This window comes from Serratia sp. JUb9 (assembly GCF_014298095.1).
Taxonomy (GTDB): domain Bacteria; phylum Pseudomonadota; class Gammaproteobacteria; order Enterobacterales; family Enterobacteriaceae; genus Serratia_B; species Serratia_B rhizosphaerae.
On sequence record NZ_CP060416.1, the window covers coordinates 2,323,573 to 2,343,379 of the forward strand.

Here is a 19,807-nt window from a genome sequence, read left to right on the forward strand (position 1 = left end):
TCAGACACATTGAGCGCATATGTTACCTAACAATATTTATTGGTGACAATGTACCCTTTAAGGCAATGTGCAAAACAATTTCACCGGCAGAAGGCGGACGATCATGCGACAAATCAAAATTGGGCTGGCGTTAGGGGCGGGATCGGCCAAAGGATGGGCGCATATCGGCGTCATCAATGCCCTGAAGAAAATGGGGATCGAGCCTGATATTGTCGCCGGTTGTTCCGTCGGTTCGCTGGTGGGTGCGGCTTATGCCTGTCACCGGCTGCCGGCGATGGAGAAATGGGTGCGCTCATTCAGCTACTGGGACGTGATTCGTCTGATGGATCTGTCCTGGCGGCGCGGCGGCCTGCTGCGCGGTGAACGGGTCTTTAATGCGGTGGGGCAACTGCTGAATATTAACGACATTGAACAGTGTGCGCTGAAATTTGGCGCGGTGGCCACTAACCTCAGCACCGGCCGCGAATTATGGTTAACCCGGGGGGATATTCATCAGGCCGTGCGGGCGTCGTGCAGTATGCCGGGGTTGCTGTCGCCGGTTTGGTTCGACGGTTACTGGCTGGTGGACGGCGCGGTGGTGAACCCGGTGCCTATTTCGTTGACCCGTGCGCTGGGGGCGGATATCGTCATCGCGGTTGATTTGCAGCATGATGCGCATCTAATGCAGCAGGATCTGTTTTCGGTACGCAGCGAAGCGGAGGAGCCGGTGGCGATGGCGGATAACTGGCGCGGACGGTTGCGTGAGCGTATCGGTAAAATGCGCATCAAAAAAACCAACTTTACGCCGACCGCGATGGAAATCATGAGCACATCGATTCAAGTGTTAGAGAATCGTCTGAAACGAAACCGTATGGCGGGCGATCCGCCGGATGTCCTGATCCAACCTTACTGTCCGCAAATATCCACGCTGGATTTTCATCGGGCGGAGGAAGCTATCGCCGCGGGAAGCCTGGCGGTGGAAAAACAGCTTGAGCAGCTGTTGCCGTTGATAAAACAAAAATAGTTACCGCGATTCACGGCAAAACGCAACGTCAGGCTGATTTCCGGCAGGCGCAAGTGGCCATTTTGAGCCACTATTACAACATGAAAAGGGAAGAGGCTCGGCTAATGGCACTACCACTGACAGGCAAGCGCATTTTGATTGTTGAAGACGAACAGGTCTTTCGTTCGGTGCTTGTCGGCTATCTGAAATCGTTGGGCGCGCAATCGCATGAGGCCAGTAATGGGTTACAGGCGCTGAGTGCCGTTGAGGATGTGCAGCCCGATCTGATTCTGTGCGATCTGGCGATGCCGGAAATGGGCGGGATCGAGTTTGTTGAGCATCTGCGTCTGCAAGGGGACAAGATCCCGATTCTGGTGATTTCGGCCACCGATAAAATGGCGGATATCGCTAAAGTGCTGCGTCTGGGCGTCCAGGATGTACTACTGAAGCCGTTAACCGATCTTAATCGCCTGCGCGAAGCGGTGCTGGCCTGCCTATACCCCAATATGTTCACCTCACCGGCGTTAGAGGAAGCCGACCTGCTGCAGGACTGGGATGCGCTGAGTAAGAACCCTTCCGAGGCGGCGCGTTTGCTGAAGCAGCTGCAGCCGCCGGTTCAACAGACGATTGCCCATTGTCGTATAAATTACCGTCAGTTGACCACCGGTGAGAATCCCGGCCTGGTATTGGATATCGCGGCGCTGTCAGAGAACGATTTGGCGTTTTATTGTCTGGATGTCACTCGCGCCGGTGATAATGGCGTGCTGGCCGCGTTATTATTGCGCGCTTTATTTAATGGCTTGTTACAAGATCATTTAGCTAATCAGCGTCACCGTCTGCCGCAAATGTCAACACTGTTAAAACAAGTTAATCAATTATTGCGTCAGGGGAAATTGGACGGGCAATTTCCCCTGCTGCTTGGTTACTACCATGCCGAATATAAAAACCTGATTCTGGTTTCTGCCGGCCTGCACGCCAACGTCAATACCGGTGATAATCAAATACAACTGAGCAACGGCGTGCCGCTGGGCACCCTGGGCGCGGCCTACATGAACCAAATCAGCCAGCGCTGCGCGGCTTGGCAGTGTCAGGTGTGGGGGACGGGCGGCCGATTACGCTTGATGCTCAGTGCGGAATGAATACGCAATTGTGTCCATATATTCGACATAATTTACCACGCAATTAAGGGTTAATAATCATCGTAAACCCGGCACTTGGGTAATTGTCCTAATTTCTCCCGATTTCAATAAGGGGTAATGCTCGCTGCTATTTAGCTGGTATACTCCGAGAGTTTTGTATAACGGATAAAAGCTCATAAATTGAGCGTAGTTTAAGAGAGGAATAATGTCTGCTTTAAATCGGAAAGTCAGAAAAGCAGTGATCCCGGTGGCTGGATTAGGCACACGGATGTTACCGGCAACAAAGGCGATACCGAAGGAGATGCTGCCGCTGGTGGATAAGCCTCTGATCCAATACGTCGTCAATGAATGTATTGCCGCTGGGATCAACGAAATCGTTCTGGTAACGCACTCCTCTAAAAACTCTATCGAAAACCATTTTGATACCAGCTTTGAACTGGAAGCCATGCTGGAAAAACGCGTGAAGCGCCAGTTGCTTGACGAGGTTCAGTCTATTTGTCCGCCAGGCGTAACGGTTATGCAGGTACGTCAGGGGGTTGCGAAAGGCTTGGGCCACGCGATCATGTGCGCCTATCCGTTGGTCGGTGATGAGCCGGTAGCGGTGGTGCTGCCGGATGTCATTCTGGATGAATACAGCGCGGATCTGACCAAAGACAATCTGCATGACATGCTGACGCGTTTCGAACAGAGCGGCACCAGCCAGATTATGGTTGAACCGGTACCGCAGGAAAACGTCGGCAGCTACGGCGTGGCCGATTGTAAAGGTTACGATCTGCAGCCGGGTGAAAGCGCGCCAATGGTCAGCGTGGTAGAAAAACCATCGCCGGCGCAGGCGCCGTCCAACTTGGCGATCGTCGGGCGCTATGTGTTGTCTGCCGATATCTGGGCGCTGCTGGCTCACACCCCACCGGGAGCCGGTGATGAAATCCAGCTGACTGACGCTATCGATATGCTGATGCGTAAAGAGTCGGTTGAGGCTTATCACCTGAAGGGTAAAAGCCACGATTGCGGCAATAAACTGGGCTATATGCAGGCGTTTGTCGAGTACGGGCTGCGCCATGCCAGCCTGGGCAAAGAATTTTCCCAGTGGTTGCAGCAGTTTGCCGCCGCTGAAAAGATCTGATCCATTTTCCGTCTTAATTTGAAAAACTAGGATTTCCCATGAAAGTAACCGTTTTTGGTATTGGCTACGTAGGCTTGGTACAGGCTGCGGTGCTGGCTGAGGTTGGTCATGACGTAATGTGTATTGACGTTGATGAGCGCAAAGTCGAAAACTTGAAGAAAGGGAACATCCCTATTTTTGAACCGGGCCTGACCCCGTTGGTGCAGCAGAACTATGAAGCTGGCCGGTTGCACTTCACTACCGATGCCAAAGCCGGTATTGAACACGGCATCATCCAGTTTATCGCCGTAGGTACGCCGCCGGATGAAGACGGCTCTGCCGATCTGAAATATGTGACGGCAGTAGCCCGTACCATTGCAGAACATATGGCCGATCATAAAGTGGTGATTGACAAATCTACCGTGCCGGTCGGCACTGCAGATAAAGTGCGCCAGGTAATGGCCGAGACGCTGGAAAAACGTGGCAGCACGTTGACCTTCGACGTGGTTTCCAACCCTGAGTTCCTGAAAGAAGGGGCGGCGGTTGCCGACTGTATGCGTCCGGAGCGTATCGTTATCGGTACGGATAACAAAGATGTTATCGAGCCGATTCGTGAGCTGTATGAGCCGTTTAACCGCAATCACGATCGTATGATTCTGATGGATATCCGCAGCGCCGAGCTGACCAAATATGCGGCTAACTGCATGCTGGCGACCAAAATCAGCTTCATGAATGAAATCTCTAACCTGGCGGAACTGCTGGGTGCCGATATTGAAAAAGTGCGTCAGGGCATCGGTTCCGACTCGCGCATTGGCTACCACTTTATCTACCCGGGCTGCGGCTACGGCGGTTCCTGTTTCCCGAAAGATGTGCAGGCGCTGATCCGCACCTCTGAAAATATTGGCTACCAGCCGAAACTGCTGCAGGCGGTGGAGCAGGTGAACTACCAGCAGAAGAGCAAGCTGGTGCAGTTTATCAAACACTACTTCGGTGAAGATCTGCGTGGTAAAACCTTCGCACTGTGGGGATTGGCGTTCAAGCCGAACACCGACGACATGCGTGAAGCTTCCAGCCGTGTACTGATGGAAGCATTGTGGGAAGCAGGCGCCAGCGTGCAGGCTTATGATCCTGAAGCGATGAACGAAACGCAGCGCATCTATGGCGACCGCGACGATCTGAAACTGATGGGGACCAAAGAAGCAGCGCTGAAAGGCGCCGATGCACTGGTCATTTGCACCGAATGGCAGAACTTCCGCGCGCCGGACTTTGACGCGATTAAAGGCGCATTGAAGGAGCCGGTGATCTTCGATGGCCGTAACCTGTACGATCCTGAGCGTCTGCAAAACCGTGGCTTCACATACTATGCGATTGGCCGTGGTGCATCGGTGCAGCCGGTCATTTAAGAGGTGAGTATGAAATTTTTGGTTACAGGCGCCGCTGGGTTTATTGGCTATCACGTTGCCGAGCGTTTGTTGACCGCAGGGCATCAGGTTGTCGGTATCGACAACCTGAATGACTACTATGACGTCAGCCTGAAAGTCGCGCGTCTTGACCTTTTGGCCGGGTATCCGGCCTTTCAGTTTATCAAGCTGGACCTGGCGGACCGTGAAGGGATCGCAACATTGTTTGCCGAACACCAGTTTCAGCGGGTGATTCACCTTGGCGCTCAGGCCGGGGTACGTTATTCGCTGGATAATCCAATGGCCTATGCCGATTCCAACTTGATCGGTCATTTAAACGTATTGGAAGGGTGTCGGCATAATAACGTTGAGCATTTGCTTTACGCGTCTTCCAGTTCGGTTTATGGCCTTAATCGCAAGCTGCCGTTCTCTACGGAGGATTCTGTCGATCATCCGGTTTCTCTGTACGCAGCGACGAAAAAAGCCAATGAGCTGATGTCACACAGCTACTCGCATTTATATGGCTTACCTACCACAGGCCTGCGTTTCTTTACCGTCTATGGCCCGTGGGGGCGCCCTGATATGGCGCTGTTCAAGTTTACCAAGGCAATATTGGCCGGTGAAAGTATCGATGTATATAATCACGGCGAGATGCATCGTGATTTTACCTACATCGATGATATTGCCGAAGCCATAGTGCGTTTGCAGGATATCATTCCGCAACCGAACGCCGAGTGGAGCGTTGAGCAGGGGTCTCCGGCCACCAGTTCCGCGCCATACCATGTATATAATATCGGCAACAGTTCACCGGTTAAGCTGATGGAATATATCAGCGCGCTGGAAAATGCGTTAGGCGTGACGGCGCATAAAAATATGCTGCCGATGCAACCTGGCGACGTTTTGGATACCAGTGCAGATACCAAGGAGCTGTATAGCACGATTGGCTTTAAGCCGGCGACCAGCGTCGAGGAAGGGGTGAAGCGTTTTGTCGATTGGTATAAAGCGTTTTATCACGTGCAGTAAACAAGCTGCTTACTGCGAAAATTAAAGGGGCTACGGCCCCTTTTTCTATTTCCGCTTATGGCATCATTTGACATGCCTGGCTCATTTCACGTAACGAAACGTGATATTGCGAGAGGGCGACAGACAGCAAAAAGGCCCCCGCAGGAGCCTTTTTAATGCGATTAAGCAGCGCTATTACAGCAGGAAATCTTCCAGAGATTTACCTTGCTCTTCGATAGCTTTCTTGATCACGGCTGGAGTACGGCCCTGGCCAGTCCAGGTTTTGGTTTCGCCGTTTTCATCTTTATATTGGTATTTAGCCGGACGTGCAGCACGCTTTGCTTTACCAGCGGATTTAGCGGCCATGGTCTGCAGCAGTTCGTTAGGATCAATACCGTCTGCAATCAGCATTTCACGGTATTGCTGCAGTTTACGGGTACGCTCTTCGATTTCTGCTTGAGCCTGGCTGTCTTCTTCGCGACGTTCGTTCACAACAACTTCCAGTTTCTCAAGCATCTCTTCCAGAGTGTCCAGGCTGCATTCTCTGGCTTGCGCGCGCAGAGTACGGATGTTGTTCAAAATTTTTAAGGCTTCGCTCATTGTCCTAGTCTCAATTTATATTGGTGGGGGCGTCTGGATAATAATAGAGTGCTCTTTTCTTTTCTGCAATAGCCAAATTGCGAAGAGTCCCCAAATATGCCATTTAAAAACCATTACTCGGAACAGTCCGGGTTATTACACCGCTTTATGTTCGGTTTTAATGGTGGGCTTTTTAAGCCAATTTTTCAACAGCAATTGTGCATGTTTGTGAGCTGCAGGCTTTCATTGCCGGGAAATAATTGCATTTTATATCGATATTAGCCTCTGCATTGACGAGTCAATCCGACATGATGGTATGTAAACAATAGGGGTATATGCGTAAAGATTTTGTCAGGATGTGATGTTTGAGGATGACGAACTATAAATAGCAGTTCGCGCCCTGTGGGTAATTTATTTAGCTAACAAGGATGGTGTCTGGGCTATACGGCGTTACATCTAAACGTAATGGGTAGCCCGTATCTTTTATCTCAGGGCAAACCATTAGCATTAATTAATAGTGTGTGGGCCATCCTCCGGCGGTAAATAGCCTAAGGGGGGGAGGGACAGCAGGGCGTTTTACGCTACGCGGTTATCGATACTGGCGCATCGTCAGCTTGTGATACACTTGATTCTCAGAATCGATATCTGAATATTTCTTATACCACCTGGAATTGCTGGCTCATGGCTCAACTTTATTTTTATTACTCGGCAATGAACGCGGGGAAATCCACCGCGCTGTTGCAATCTTCATATAATTATCAAGAACGTGGTATGCGTACGCTGGTGTTCACTGCAGAGATTGACCACCGCTTTGGCGTCGGGAAGGTAAGTTCGCGGATTGGTCTCTCATCACAGGCGCAGTTGTATAATAATGACACGTCGCTGTTTGCCATGATTAATCAGGAGCACCAGCAACAGACGGTACACTGTGTGCTGGTGGACGAAAGTCAGTTCCTGAGTAAAGCGCAGGTCGAGCAACTGTGCGACGTGGTTGATCAGCTGGATATTCCGGTATTGTGTTACGGTCTGCGTACCGATTTTCTCGGTGAACTGTTTATCGGCAGCCAGTACCTGCTGGCATGGGCGGATAAGCTGGTGGAGTTGAAAACCATCTGCCACTGCGGCCGTAAGGCGAATATGGTGTTGCGGCTTGATGAACACGGCAAAGCGATGCAGGCGGGCGCTCAGGTGGTGATTGGCGGCAATGAGAGCTATGTGTCGGTGTGCCGCAAACATTACAAAGAGGCGATGCACGCGGAGGATTAATCTGCAGCGTGATATCGCATAAAAAAACCCGCCTGACGGCGGGTTTTTGTGTTTAGCTGCGGAAGATTACTTCTTGGCTTTTTTCTCCGCCTTGGCGGCGGCCGGCGCTTTTACGGCTTCTTCAGCTTCGCTGAACTCACGGCCGTAGAAGGTATCCAGCATGATTTGTTTCAGCTCGGCAATCAGCGGATAGCGCGGGTTGGCGCCGGTGCACTGGTCGTCAAATGCGTCTTCGGACAGCTTATCGACTTTCGCCAGGAAATCGGCCTCTTGTACGCCCGCTTCGCGGATAGAGGCGGGGATACCCAACTCGGTCTTCAGCTCGTCCAGCCATGCCAGCAGCTTCTCAATTTTCTGTGCGGTACGGTCGCCCGCAGCGCTCAGGCCCAGGTGGTCGGCGATTTCTGCATAACGGCGACGAGCCTGCGGACGGTCATACTGACTGAAGGCCGTCTGCTTGGTCGGGTTGTCGTTGGCGTTATAGCGAATGACGTTGCTGATCAGCATGGCGTTAGCCAGACCGTGCGGAATATGGAACTCAGAGCCCAGTTTATGGGCCATGGAGTGACAGACCCCGAGGAAGGCGTTGGCGAAGGCGATGCCGGCGATGGTCGCCGCGTTATGCACGCGCTCACGCGCCACCGGGTTCTTCGCACCTTCTTTATAGCTGACCGGCAGATACTCTTTCAGCAGTTTCAGCGCCTGCAGCGCCTGGCCGTCGGAATATTCGTTCGCCAGTACCGACACATAGGCTTCCAGCGCGTGGGTTACCGCATCCAGGCCGCCGAAGGCACACAGCGATTTCGGCATGTTCATCACCAGGTTGGCATCGACAATCGCCATATCCGGGGTCAGGGCATAGTCCGCCAGCGGGTATTTCTGGCCGGTTTCATCATCGGTCACCACGGCGAATGGCGTAACTTCAGAACCGGTGCCGGAGGTGGTGGTAACGGCGATCATCTTCGCCTTCACGCCCATTTTCGGGAACTTGTAGATACGTTTACGGATGTCCATAAAGCGCAGCGCCAGATCTTCGAAGTGGGTTTCCGGATGTTCGTACAGCACCCACATGATTTTGGCCGCATCCATCGGCGAACCGCCGCCCAGCGCGATAATCACGTCCGGCTTGAAAGCGTTCATCTGTGCTGCGCCTTTACGCACGATACTCAGCGTCGGGTCGGCTTCCACTTCAAAGAATACTTCTGTCTCAATGCCGTGGGACTTCAGCACGCTGGTGATTTGGTCGGCATAGCCGTTATTGAACAGGTAGCCGTCGGTGACAATAAACGCGCGTTTTGCGCCATCGGCCGCCACTTCTTCCAGCGCGATAGGCAGAGAGCCACGGCGGAAGTAGATAGATTTCGGAAGTTTATGCCACAACATGTTTTCTGCTCGCTTCGCTACGGTTTTTTTGTTGATCAAGTGTTTTGGACCGACGTTTTCCGAGATGGAGTTGCCCCCCCATGAGCCACAGCCCAGCGTCAGCGAAGGCGCCAGTTTAAAGTTGTACAGGTCGCCGATGCCCCCTTGCGAGGCCGGAGTGTTGATCAGGATACGGGCGGTTTTCATCTTATCGCCGAAGAAGGCGATACGTTCCGCCTGGTTGTCCTGGTCGGTGTACAGGCAGGAGGTATGGCCGATGCCGCCCATCGCCACCAGTTTTTCCGCCTTGTCGACGGCGTCGGCAAAATCTTTGGCGCGGTACATCGCCAGCGTCGGTGAGAGTTTTTCATGGGCGAAAGGCTCGGATTCGTCCACCAGTTTGACTTCACCGATCAGTACCTTGGTGCTGGCCGGTACGCTGATCCCCGCCATTTCGGCAATTTTCGGCGCCGATTGGCCGACGATGGCCGCGTTCAGGCCGCCGTTTTTCAAAATAATATCCTGTACCGCCTTCAGCTCTTTACCCTGCAGCAGGTAGCCGCCGTGCGAGGCGAAGCGTTCGCGCACCGCGTCATACACCTCATTGACAACGATCACGGACTGCTCAGAGGCGCAGATCACGCCGCTGTCAAAGGTCTTCGACATCAGAATAGAGGCGACGACGCGCTTGATATCGGCGCTCTCATCGACCACCACCGGCGTATTGCCGGCGCCGACGCCGATGGCCGGTTTACCGGAGCTGTAGGCCGCTTTGACCATCCCCGGGCCGCCGGTGGCGAGAATCAGGTTGATATCCGGGTGGTGCATCAGTTGGTTGGACAGCTCGACGGAAGGCTGATCGATCCAGCCGATGATGTCTTTAGGCGCACCGGCGGCGATTGCCGCCTGCAGCACGATATCTGCAGCTTTGTTGGTGGCGTTCTTGGCTCTTGGGTGCGGCGAGAAAATAATGCCGTTACGGGTTTTCAGGCTGATCAGCGCTTTGAAAATGGCCGTAGAGGTCGGGTTGGTGGTGGGCACGATGCCGCAGATAAGACCGATAGGCTCGGCAATGGTGATGGTGCCGAAAGTATCGTCTTCGGACAGCACGCCGCAGGTTTTTTCATCTTTATACGCGTTGTAGATATACTCGGAGGCAAAGTGGTTTTTAATCACCTTGTCTTCAACGATACCCATACCGGATTCTTCAACGGCCATTTTGGCCAGCGGAATACGCGCATCGGCAGCGGCGAGGGCAGCAGCACGGAAGATAGCGTCAACCTGTTCCTGGGTGAAGTTGGCGTATTCGCGCTGGGCTTTTTTGACACGTGCAACAAGCTCGTTCAATTCAGCGATATTTGTTACAGCCATAATGCTCTCCTGATAATGTTAAACTCTTTCAGTAAATAAGCCGTGTAAGCAGCAAGTATAGTCAGGTATCGGAACACCATGGAAAACGTCGGTTTTCTTTACTGGTCAGCTACCTATGATGCTGATTTGCTTAAAGAGCTTTGCTCAGGAACTTGATGTCGCTCAGGCAACGGCGGAAGTTGCACGCTGTCTGACTACGACTAAAAGCTTAACTACTCTTGGGTAGTGTTTTTATGATTTAAATCACAAAAAGTGCAAGCTGACACCTTTCAGCTTGGCGTTATCGAGAAAATTCTTATTTGAAGCGCATTGTTGCCTTCTTGAAACATAAAAACCACTAAAAAACACATTGCGATAACATGTTAGCAAGGTGGTTATTACAAACCTTGTCTGAAAGAAAAATGCTGTCTTCGGCGGATGGATTAGCCGCACTATTTCCATTACATTAGCGCGCATGGGGCAGTGCGCCCTAATACAGCGATTAATGCGGAGTTCTTGTGGGGCAATCATTGTTGGATTTTTCCGGCTATATCAAATTCTTTGTCGGCCTGTTTGCGCTGGTGAATCCAGTGGGGATTTTGCCGGTTTTTATCAGTATGACCAGCTACCAGGCGGAAGCCGGACGTAATAAAACCAATCTCACCGCCAACCTTTCCGTAGCGATTATCCTGTGGACGTCGTTGTTTATCGGCGAGGGGATTTTGCGCCTGTTCGGCATCTCTATCGATTCGTTTCGTATTGCCGGCGGGATTCTGGTGGTGACCATCGCCATGTCAATGATCAGCGGCAAGCTGGGGGAAGATAAACAGAACAAGCAGGAGAAGTCGGAAAGCGCGATTCGCGAAAGCATTGGCGTGGTGCCGTTGGCGCTGCCGCTGATGGCCGGGCCGGGCGCCATCAGTTCGACCATCGTCTGGAGTTCCCGCTACCACAGTTGGCAGAACCTGCTGGGGTTTACGCTGGCAATCGCGCTGTTTGCCTTCTGCTGTTGGCTGCTTTTTCGCGCCGCGCCTTTATTAGTCCGTCTATTGGGGCAGACCGGCATCAACGTAATCACGCGCATTATGGGCCTGTTGCTGATGGCGTTGGGCATTGAATTTATTGTTACCGGCGTGAAGGCTATTTTCCCCGGTTTACTCTGAGGGTGTAATTTGAGCCGGAAGCGTCATTTTCGGCTCAAATTATTTTTAAACTTTAAACTTATTTAATTAATGCATTAATAGGGTGCACGATGCGTCCGTTTTTTATACCAATGCACTATTTTGTGGCATAGCTCTCACTTTATTTGGCGATAAAGTACCCATCACGTTATTTTTTTAACCTTTATTTGCGCCTTCCCCGCTGTTTTTGATTATCTGGTGAACTTTTGTTGTTAATTTAATCACATCATTCTGTGGGGCTTGTCTCGGCCTCATCCAGGTGATATTAGTGACTAGGCTCGCATTGCCAGATGTTTATTCTTTGAATGTTCTATTTGTTAATTTAATGTTTGTTTTAGGTGGCGCGCGACGTGTTGGCGGTGTGCCGGATGGCTATCTTTGTTGGTTTTATCAGTAAAATCATTGTGATAATGTGACTTTTCTCTATGGGGACCTGATGGGAAGCGCTGAGGATGCCGCTAACAAAAGAGAATTGCTTAACATTTTTATAAAATTTATTGGCGGTGGATTTTGGCATCTGCTAATTTCCGAGCAACTTTTCCGCGCTGTTTGCACGCGTCGCTGATAAACAGGAATGATTTTTGCTGGTATCCGTTTATTTAAAATAATTATAAGCATTTCACAAAATTCCATAAGTCATGCTTATTGATAGCGAGGAGTCCCCGACTATGCAGCAAGTCGTAACGCGTACGCCTTTAGCCGTTTTTATTACCGGATTGTTTTTTTCTGCGCTGAATGTCAGCCAGGCGGCTCAGGTGCCCGCCGGTATTCAACTGGCACCGCAGCAAACTATTGTGGTGAATAATGGTTCGGAAGTGGCGTCACTCGATCCGCATAAAGTAGAGGGCAACCCGGAAAGCAACATAATTCTCAATTTACTGGAAGGGCTGGTGAGTTCCGACGCCAATGGCCATGTGGTACCGGCGGTTGCGGAGCGTTGGGAGAATGAGCAGTTTAAAGTCTGGACTTTCCATCTGCGTAATACGGCACGCTGGAGCGACGGCTCCCCGGTGACTGCGGAAGATTTCGTCTATAGCTGGCGTCGTCTGGCGGATCCTAACGTCGCGTCGCCTTATGCCAGCTACCTGCAGTACGCCAAGATTGCCAATGCCGACGCGATTCTGAGCGGTAAAAAGCCGCCGCAGGACCTGGGCGTGAAAGCCCTTGACGCACACACCCTGCAGGTGACGCTGAGCGAGCCGGTGCCTTATTTGCTCAGTATGCTGACGCATACCTCGATGAAACCGGTCAAGCAGTCGGTGGTAGAGAAGTTTGGCGATAAATGGACGCTGCCGCAGCATTACGTCGGCAATGGCGCCTACCGGCTGAAGCAGTGGGTGGTTAACGAGCGCATCGTGCTGGAACGCAGCAACACCTATTGGAACAATGCGGCGTCGGTGATTGAGCAAGCCACCTTCCTGCCGATCGCCTCAGAAGTCAGCGACGTTAATCGCTACCGCAGCGGTGAGATCGATATCAGTAACAGCGCCATTCCGCCAACGCTGTTTGGCAAGATGAAACGTGAAATCCCTGAGCAACTGCACGTCAATCCTTACCTGTGTACGTTCTATTACGAAATCAATAATAAGAAGGCGCCGTTTACCGATCCGCGGGTGCGTGAAGCGGTGAAGCTGACGCTGGACCGCGACATCATCGCCAACAAAATTATGGGGCAGGGACAGATCCCGGCTTACGGGTTTACGCCAACCTTTACCGAGGGTGGCAACTTCACCGTGCCTGAGTGGGCGACATGGACACAGGCCCAGCGCAATCAACGCGCCAGGCAACTGCTGAGCGAAGCCGGCTACGGTGCGGGTAACCCGCTGAAATTCTCGCTGCTGTACAACACTTCCGATCAAAACAAACAGCAGGCGATAGCCGCTGCGTCGATGTGGAAAAAGAACCTCGGCGCAGACGTTACCCTGAGAAACCAGGAGTGGAAAACGTCACTGGAAAGTCGCCATCAGGGGGAGTTTGACGTTGCACGTGCCACCTGGTGCGGCGATTACAACGAACCGAGCGCCTTCCTGAATCTGGCGCTCTCCAACAGCAGCAACAATACCCTGTTCTATAAAAATGCACACTTTGACGCGCTGATGGCCGCCAGCCTGCAGGCGCCGGACGCCGCCGCGCGCACCGCGGTGTATCAGCAGGCGGAGACGCAGCTGGATAAAGATTCGGCGCTGGTGCCGGTTTATTACCGCGTCAGTGCGCGCCTGATCAAGCCGACGGTGGGTGGGTTCACCGGTAAAGATCCGCTCGATTATATCGATGTGAAAAATCTGTACATGATCAAGCAGTAATGGGTATTACACCATGCCGGCAACGGCGGGTAATACGGGGGAGAAGCCAGCCGCCGCAGTCGTTCCGCGACGGCTGGATACACGGCTCGCATAACGGGCCACGCCGTCTCGACATCGAGCCGGTGATAATAAAAAACTGGAGTGGATAATATGACCAACATCACAAAGAAAAGCCTGCTGGCCGCGGGGATTATGGCCGCGCTAGGCATCAGCGCCGGCGCGTTCGCCGCCGAGGTGCCGGCGGGGGTTCAACTGGCTGACAAACAGGAGATCGTTAAAAATAACGGCTCTGAAGTGCAGTCGCTGGATCCGCATAAAATTGAAGGGGTGCCGGAAAATAACGTCACCCGCGATTTGATGGAAGGCCTGGCCAACAATACGCCGGACGGCGGCATTGAGCCGGGCGTGGCGGAAAGCTGGGACAACAAGGATTATAAGGTATGGACCTTTCACCTGCGCAAAGACGCCAAATGGTCGAATGGCAAACCGGTAACGGCGCAGGACTTCGTCTATAGTTGGCAGCGTCTGGTGGACCCGAACACCGCCTCGCCATATGCCAGCTACCTGCAGTACGCGCACGTTGAAAACGTCGATGACATTATCGCCGGTAAAAAAGATAAATCGACCCTGGGCGTGAAGGCGCTGGACGACCATACCTTCCAGGTGACGCTGACCGAACCGGTGCCTTATCTGGTGGAAATGACGCCGCACTACGCCATGAAGCCGGTGTATAAAGAGGCGGTGGAGAAGTTTGGCGAGAAGTGGACGCTACCGCAAAACTATGTCAGCAACGGCGCGTATAAGCTGAAGAACTGGGTGGTTAACGAACGCATCGTGCTGGAGCGCAACCCGGAGTATTGGAACGACGCCAAAACCATCATCAATAAAGTGACGTTCCTGCCGATTTCTTCCGAGGTGACCGACGTTAACCGTTACCGCACCGGCGAGATCGACATGACCTACAACAATATGCCGATCGAACTGTTCCAGAAACTGAAAAAAGAGCGGCCGAAAGAGGTGCACGTCGATCCTTATTTGTGCACTTACTACTACGAAATCAACAACCAGAAAGCGCCGTTTACCGATGCGCGCGTGCGTGAGGCGCTGAAACTGGGCCTCGACCGCGACATTATCGTGCATAAAGTGAAGAACCAGGGCGATCTGCCGGCCTACAGCTTTACGCCGCCGTATACCGACGGGGCGAAACTGACGCCGCCGGCGTGGTTCGGCTGGACGCAGGACAAACGCAACGAAGAAGCGAAAAAACTGTTGGCGGAAGCCGGCTACGGCCCGGATAAGCCGCTGACCTTCAGCCTGCTGTATAACACCTCGGACCTGCATAAAAAACTGGCCATCGCCGCCGCTTCCATCTGGAAGAAAAATCTGGGCGTCAACGTCAAGCTGGTTAACCAGGAGTGGAAAACCTTCCTCGATACCCGTCATCAGGGCAACTATGACGTGGCGCGCGCCGGCTGGTGCGCTGACTATAACGAACCGAGCACCTTCCTGAATATGATGCTGTCCGACAGCAGCAGTAACACGCCGCACTATAAGAGTGAAGCCTTCGATAAGCTGATGGCCAATGTGCTGACGGCGAAAAGCAAAGATGAGCGCGCCGCTCTCTACCAGAAGGCGGAAGTGCAGCTGGATAAAGACTCAGCCATCGTGCCGGTCTACTACTATGTGAACGCCCGTCTGGTGAAACCTTACGTGGGCGGTTATACCGGTAAAGACCCGCTTGATAACGTGTACGATAAAAATCTGTACATCATTAAACATTGATACGGTAAGGGCCGGTGACGTTGTCACTGGCCCGGTCAAAATAATAAGCCGTTATCAGGCTGTAGCACAGGGTTAGGGCAATGCTGAAATTTATACTTCGACGCCTGTTAGAGGCGATCCCGACACTATTTATCCTTATTACCATTTCATTCTTTATGATGCGCCTGGCGCCCGGCAGCCCGTTTACCGGCGAGCGCGCGTTACCGCCGGAAGTGCTGGCGAATATCGAGGCCAAATATCATCTCAACGATCCCATCTGGAAACAGTACGGCAATTATCTGCTGCAGCTGTCAAAAGGGGATTTCGGCCCGTCGTTTAAATACAAAGACTATTCGGTGAATGATCTGGTGGCCGGTTCATTCCCGGTATCGGCCAAACTGGGGGCGGCGGCGTTTCTGCTGGCGGTGATCCTGGGCGTCAGCGCCGGGGTGATCGCGGCGCTGAAGCAAAATACCAAATGGGACTATACGGTGATGGGGTTCGCCATGACCGGGGTGGTGATACCCAGTTTCGTGGTGGCGCCGCTGCTGGTGCTGATCTTCGCCATCACGCTGAAGTGGCTGCCGGGCGGCGGCTGGAACGGCGGCGCCTTCAAATTTATGGTCCTGCCGATGGTGGCGCTGTCGCTGGCCTATATCGCCAGCATCGCGCGTATTACCCGCGGCTCGATGATTGAAGTGCTGCACTCCAACTTTATCCGTACCGCTCGCGCCAAAGGCCTGCCGATGCGGCGCATTATTTTCCGCCATGCGCTTAAACCGGCGCTGTTGCCGGTGCTGTCATATATGGGCCCGGCGTTTGTTGGCATCATTACCGGCTCGATGGTGATTGAAACCATCTACGGCCTGCCGGGCATCGGGCAGTTGTTCGTCAACGGCGCGCTGAACCGCGACTACTCGCTGGTACTGAGCCTGACGATCCTGGTCGGCGGCCTGACGATTCTGTTCAATGCGATTGTTGACGTGCTGTATGCCGTTATCGATCCGAAAATTCGCTATTAATCTGGAGCACGCCAATGATGTTGACCAAAAAGAACAGCGAAGCTCTGGAAAACTTCAGCGAAAAGCTGGAGGTCGAGGGGCGCAGCCTGTGGCAGGACGCCCGTCGGCGCTTTATGCATAACCGCGCGGCGCTGGGCAGCCTGATCGTGCTGGCGCTGATTACCCTGTTTGTGATTATCGCGCCGTGGCTGTCGCAGTTTGCGTATGACGACACCGACTGGGGGATGATGTCGGCGCCGCCGGATCTGGAGTCCGCCCACTATTTCGGCACCGACTCCTCCGGTCGCGACCTGCTGGTGCGCGTGGCCATCGGCGGGCGTATTTCCCTGATGGTCGGCGTGGCGGCGGCGCTGGTGGCCGTCGTGGTCGGTACGCTGTACGGCTCGCTGTCCGGCTATCTGGGCGGCAAAGTCGACTCGGTGATGATGCGCCTGCTGGAGATCCTCAACTCCTTCCCGTTTATGTTCTTCGTGATCCTGCTGGTGACCTTTTTTGGTCAGAATATTTTTCTGATCTTCGTGGCGATCGGCATGGTGTCGTGGCTGGATATGGCGCGTATCGTACGCGGCCAGACGCTGAGCCTGAAGCGTAAAGAGTTTATCGAAGCGGCGCTGGTGTGCGGCGTCTCCACCCGCAACATCGTACTGCGCCATATTGTGCCGAACGTACTGGGGGTGGTGGTGGTGTATGCCTCGCTGCTGGTGCCCAGCATGATCCTGTTTGAGTCTTTCCTCAGCTTCCTGGGGTTAGGGACGCAGGAGCCGTTAAGCAGCTGGGGCGCCTTGCTCAGCGACGGCGCCAACTCGATGGAGGTTTCACCGTGGCTGCTGCTGTTCCCGGCCGGTTTCCTGGTGGTCACCCTGTTTTGTTTCAACTTTATCGGCGATGGCCTGCGTGACGCCCTCGACCCGAAAGATCGTTAAGGAGCGCCATCATGACTACCCTTGAATATCCGCAGGCTGCGGGCGCACAGGCGGCCGACGGCGCGCCGCTGCTGGACGTGCGCGATCTGCGCGTGACGTTTTCGACGCCGGACGGCGACGTGACGGCGGTTAACGATCTCAACTTCGACCTGCGCGCCGGTGAAACGCTGGGCATTGTCGGCGAATCCGGTTCCGGCAAGTCGCAAACCGCGTTCGCCCTGATGGGACTGCTGGCGGCCAATGGCCGTATCGGCGGCTCGGCACGCTTTAACGGCCGGGAAATTCTCAACCTGCCGGAGAAGCAGCTCAACAAACTGCGCGCCGAAGAGATTTCGATGATCTTCCAGGATCCGATGACGTCGCTCAATCCTTATATGCGCGTGGGCGAACAACTGATGGAAGTGCTGATGCTGCATAAGAACATGAGCAAAAGCCAGGCGTTTGAAGAGTCGGTGCGGATGCTGGATGCGGTTAAAATGCCGGAGGCGCGCAAGCGCATGCGTATGTATCCGCATGAGTTTTCCGGCGGGATGCGTCAGCGGGTGATGATCGCCATGGCGCTGCTGTGCCGGCCGAAACTGCTGATTGCCGATGAACCGACCACCGCGCTGGATGTGACGGTACAGGCGCAGATTATGACCTTGCTGAACGAGCTGAAGCGCGAATTCAATACCGCCATCGTGATGATTACCCACGATCTGGGCGTGGTTGCCGGCATCTGCAACAAGGTGCTGGTGATGTACGCCGGGCGCACCATGGAGTACGGCAGCGCCCGCGACGTGTTCTACCGGCCGAGTCATCCGTATTCGATTGGCCTGCTCAATGCGGTGCCGCGTCTTGACGCCGAAGGGGAATCGCTGCTGACCATCCCCGGCAATCCGCCGAACCTGCTGCGGCTGCCGAAAGGCTGCCCGTTCCAGCCGCGCTGCCCGTATGCCATGGATCAGTGTGCGAGCGCTCCCGCGTTGGAGCCGTTTGGTGAAGGGCGCCTGCGCGCCTGTTTCAAGCCGGTGGAGGCCTTGGTATGACGACAGCAACCGAAAAGAACGTTCTGCTCGAAGTAGCCGATTTAAAGGTGCACTTTGATATTAATGATGACAAAAAGTGGTTCTGGCAGCCATCGAAAACGCTGAAAGCGGTAGACGGCGTGACGCTGCGCCTGTTTGAAGGGGAGACGCTGGGCGTGGTGGGGGAATCGGGCTGCGGCAAGTCGACCTTTGCCCGGGCGATTATCGGCCTGGTCAAGGCCACCAGCGGCAGGGTGGCCTGGCTGGGCAAAGATCTGCTCGGCATGAGCGACACCGACTGGCGCAAGGCGCGCAGCGATATCCAGATGATCTTCCAGGACCCGCTGGCGTCGCTGAACCCGCGCATGACCATCGGCGACATCATCGCCGAACCGCTGCGCACCTACTATCCGAAGATGCCGCGCCAGGAAGTGCGCGACAAGGTCCAGGCGATGATGATGAAGGTCGGCCTGCTGCCGAACCTGGTCAACCGTTATCCGCACGAGTTCTCCGGCGGCCAGTGTCAGCGTATCGGTATCGCCCGCGCGCTGATTCTGGAGCCGAAGCTGGTGATTTGCGATGAGCCGGTATCGGCGCTGGACGTCTCCATTCAGGCGCAGGTGGTCAATCTGCTGCAGCAACTGCAGCGTGAGATGGGGCTGTCGCTGATCTTTATCGCCCACGACCTGGCGGTGGTGAAGCATATCTCCGACCGCGTGCTGGTGATGTATCTCGGCCATGCGGTGGAGTTGGGCACCTATGACGAGGTGTATCACAACCCGCAGCATCCTTATACCAAGGCGCTGATGTCGGCGGTGCCGGTGCCCGATCCGGATAAAGAGCAGGACAAGCAAATCCAGCTGTTGGAAGGGGAGCTGCCTTCGCCGATTAACCCGCCTTCCGGCTGCGTATTCCGTACGCGCTGCCCGATTGCCGGGCCGGAGTGCGCCAAAACGCGTCCGCTGCTGGAGGGCAGTTTCCGCCATGCGGTCTCCTGCCTGAAGGTGGACCCGCTGTAACCAACGGCGGAAAAACAAAAAAACCTGCCGTTTGGCAGGTTTTTTTATCAGTACCTTGTGGTTACTCTTTCCACAAAATATGGCACAGCTTGTGGTCTTTCTCGCGGCAGATCAGCACGCGGGCAAACACGTCGTTGATCGGTTCGCCGTCGCTTTCCGCCAGGCCAATCACCACTTCGGCAAAGAAGTCCGGGTTTAAGTCGTAATCGACATGCTCATGCCAGTCTTCCGACGGATCGTACAGCTCGGCGCCGCCGCGCTCCTCAAACTGCAGGTTGAACAGCAGAATATCCGCCGGATCCAGATTGTCGCCGGCCAGTTCGAGGAAGATATCGTATGCCTGTTCCAGCGTTTCATCTTCGGTAAGGCGGTTATTCAAATCCATAAAAAATTCCAGTCATAAATGATG

The 19,807-nt window shown here is 53.9% G+C and carries 16 protein-coding genes; 13 read left to right on the forward strand and 3 right to left on the reverse strand.

The genetic code is table 11. The features are described from left to right. Positions 1–103 precede the first annotated feature (103 nt). The 5 genes from rssA (at position 104) to HF675_RS11070 (ending at position 5,646) form a co-directional block, all read left to right on the forward strand. Complete coding sequence (gene rssA / locus HF675_RS11050; protein ID WP_105231354.1) at positions 104–1,003, forward strand: patatin-like phospholipase RssA; 900 nt, start codon at positions 104–106, stop codon at positions 1,001–1,003. 104 nt (positions 1,004–1,107) lie between these two features. Beyond that, the gene (gene rssB, locus HF675_RS11055) at positions 1,108–2,121 is read left to right on the forward strand and encodes a two-component system response regulator RssB (RefSeq protein WP_105231353.1); all 1,014 of its coding nucleotides are present in this window, start codon (positions 1,108–1,110) and stop codon (positions 2,119–2,121) included. 205 nt (positions 2,122–2,326) lie between these two features. After that, positions 2,327–3,244 carry a UTP--glucose-1-phosphate uridylyltransferase GalU gene (gene galU / locus HF675_RS11060; protein ID WP_105231352.1) on the forward strand — a complete coding sequence of 306 codons (918 nt, stop codon included), beginning with the start codon at positions 2,327–2,329 and terminating at the stop codon, positions 3,242–3,244. A gap of 38 nt (positions 3,245–3,282) precedes the next feature. Continuing rightward, positions 3,283–4,626 carry a UDP-glucose/GDP-mannose dehydrogenase family protein gene (locus HF675_RS11065; protein ID WP_105231351.1) on the forward strand — a complete coding sequence of 448 codons (1,344 nt, stop codon included), beginning with the start codon at positions 3,283–3,285 and terminating at the stop codon, positions 4,624–4,626. Between the two features lie 9 nt (positions 4,627–4,635). Continuing rightward, positions 4,636–5,646, forward strand: a complete 1,011-nt coding sequence (locus HF675_RS11070; protein ID WP_105231350.1) for an NAD-dependent epimerase — start codon at positions 4,636–4,638, stop codon at positions 5,644–5,646. 174 nt (positions 5,647–5,820) lie between these two features. On the opposite strand, the gene hns is transcribed toward HF675_RS11070, so the two are convergent. Next, complete coding sequence (hns, locus tag HF675_RS11075) at positions 5,821–6,225, reverse strand: histone-like nucleoid-structuring protein H-NS (RefSeq protein ID WP_105231349.1); 405 nt, start codon at positions 6,223–6,225, stop codon at positions 5,821–5,823. A 660-nt stretch (positions 6,226–6,885) separates the two neighbouring features. On the opposite strand from hns, the gene HF675_RS11080 reads away from it, so the two are divergent. Next, entirely contained in the window at positions 6,886–7,470 is a 585-nt protein-coding gene (locus HF675_RS11080) for a thymidine kinase (protein ID WP_105231348.1), read from the forward strand. A 66-nt stretch (positions 7,471–7,536) separates the two neighbouring features. Here HF675_RS11080 and adhE read toward each other — a convergent pair whose 3' ends face one another. Further along, positions 7,537–10,203, reverse strand: a complete 2,667-nt coding sequence (adhE, locus tag HF675_RS11085) for a bifunctional acetaldehyde-CoA/alcohol dehydrogenase (protein ID WP_187044605.1) — start codon at positions 10,201–10,203, stop codon at positions 7,537–7,539. 497 nt (positions 10,204–10,700) lie between these two features. Between adhE and HF675_RS11090 the strand changes: the two genes are divergently transcribed. The 7 genes from HF675_RS11090 to oppF all read left to right on the forward strand — a co-directional run bounded on the left by HF675_RS11090 (position 10,701) and on the right by oppF (position 19,398). Beyond that, complete coding sequence (locus tag HF675_RS11090; RefSeq protein WP_015672549.1) at positions 10,701–11,345, forward strand: YchE family NAAT transporter; 645 nt, start codon at positions 10,701–10,703, stop codon at positions 11,343–11,345. Between the two features lie 686 nt (positions 11,346–12,031). Next, a complete protein-coding gene (locus HF675_RS11095) occupies positions 12,032–13,666 on the forward strand; it encodes an ABC transporter substrate-binding protein (RefSeq protein WP_187044606.1) in 1,635 nt (544 codons plus the stop codon). Between the two features lie 150 nt (positions 13,667–13,816). Next, positions 13,817–15,448, forward strand: a complete 1,632-nt coding sequence (gene oppA / locus HF675_RS11100) for an oligopeptide ABC transporter substrate-binding protein OppA (RefSeq protein WP_105231344.1) — start codon at positions 13,817–13,819, stop codon at positions 15,446–15,448. 80 nt (positions 15,449–15,528) lie between these two features. Next, on the forward strand, positions 15,529–16,449 hold the full coding sequence (oppB, locus tag HF675_RS11105; RefSeq protein WP_061323594.1) for an oligopeptide ABC transporter permease OppB: 921 nt from the start codon (positions 15,529–15,531) through the stop codon (positions 16,447–16,449). A 14-nt stretch (positions 16,450–16,463) separates the two neighbouring features. Further along, positions 16,464–17,372, forward strand: coding sequence for an oligopeptide ABC transporter permease OppC (gene oppC / locus HF675_RS11110; protein WP_105231343.1), 909 nt, complete (start codon positions 16,464–16,466; stop codon positions 17,370–17,372). An 11-nt stretch (positions 17,373–17,383) separates the two neighbouring features. Beyond that, a complete protein-coding gene (locus HF675_RS11115; protein ID WP_187044607.1) occupies positions 17,384–18,400 on the forward strand; it encodes an ABC transporter ATP-binding protein in 1,017 nt (338 codons plus the stop codon). Beyond that, a complete protein-coding gene (oppF, locus tag HF675_RS11120; protein ID WP_187044608.1) occupies positions 18,397–19,398 on the forward strand; it encodes a murein tripeptide/oligopeptide ABC transporter ATP binding protein OppF in 1,002 nt (333 codons plus the stop codon). The genes HF675_RS11115 and oppF overlap by 4 nt, the downstream gene beginning before the upstream one ends. A gap of 61 nt (positions 19,399–19,459) precedes the next feature. Here the strand turns inward: oppF and HF675_RS11125 are convergent, their stop codons facing one another. Further along, positions 19,460–19,783: an HI1450 family dsDNA-mimic protein gene (locus HF675_RS11125; protein ID WP_105231340.1), complete on the reverse strand. Its 324-nt coding sequence runs from the start codon at positions 19,781–19,783 to the stop codon at positions 19,460–19,462. Between the last annotated feature and the right edge of the window lie 24 nt (positions 19,784–19,807).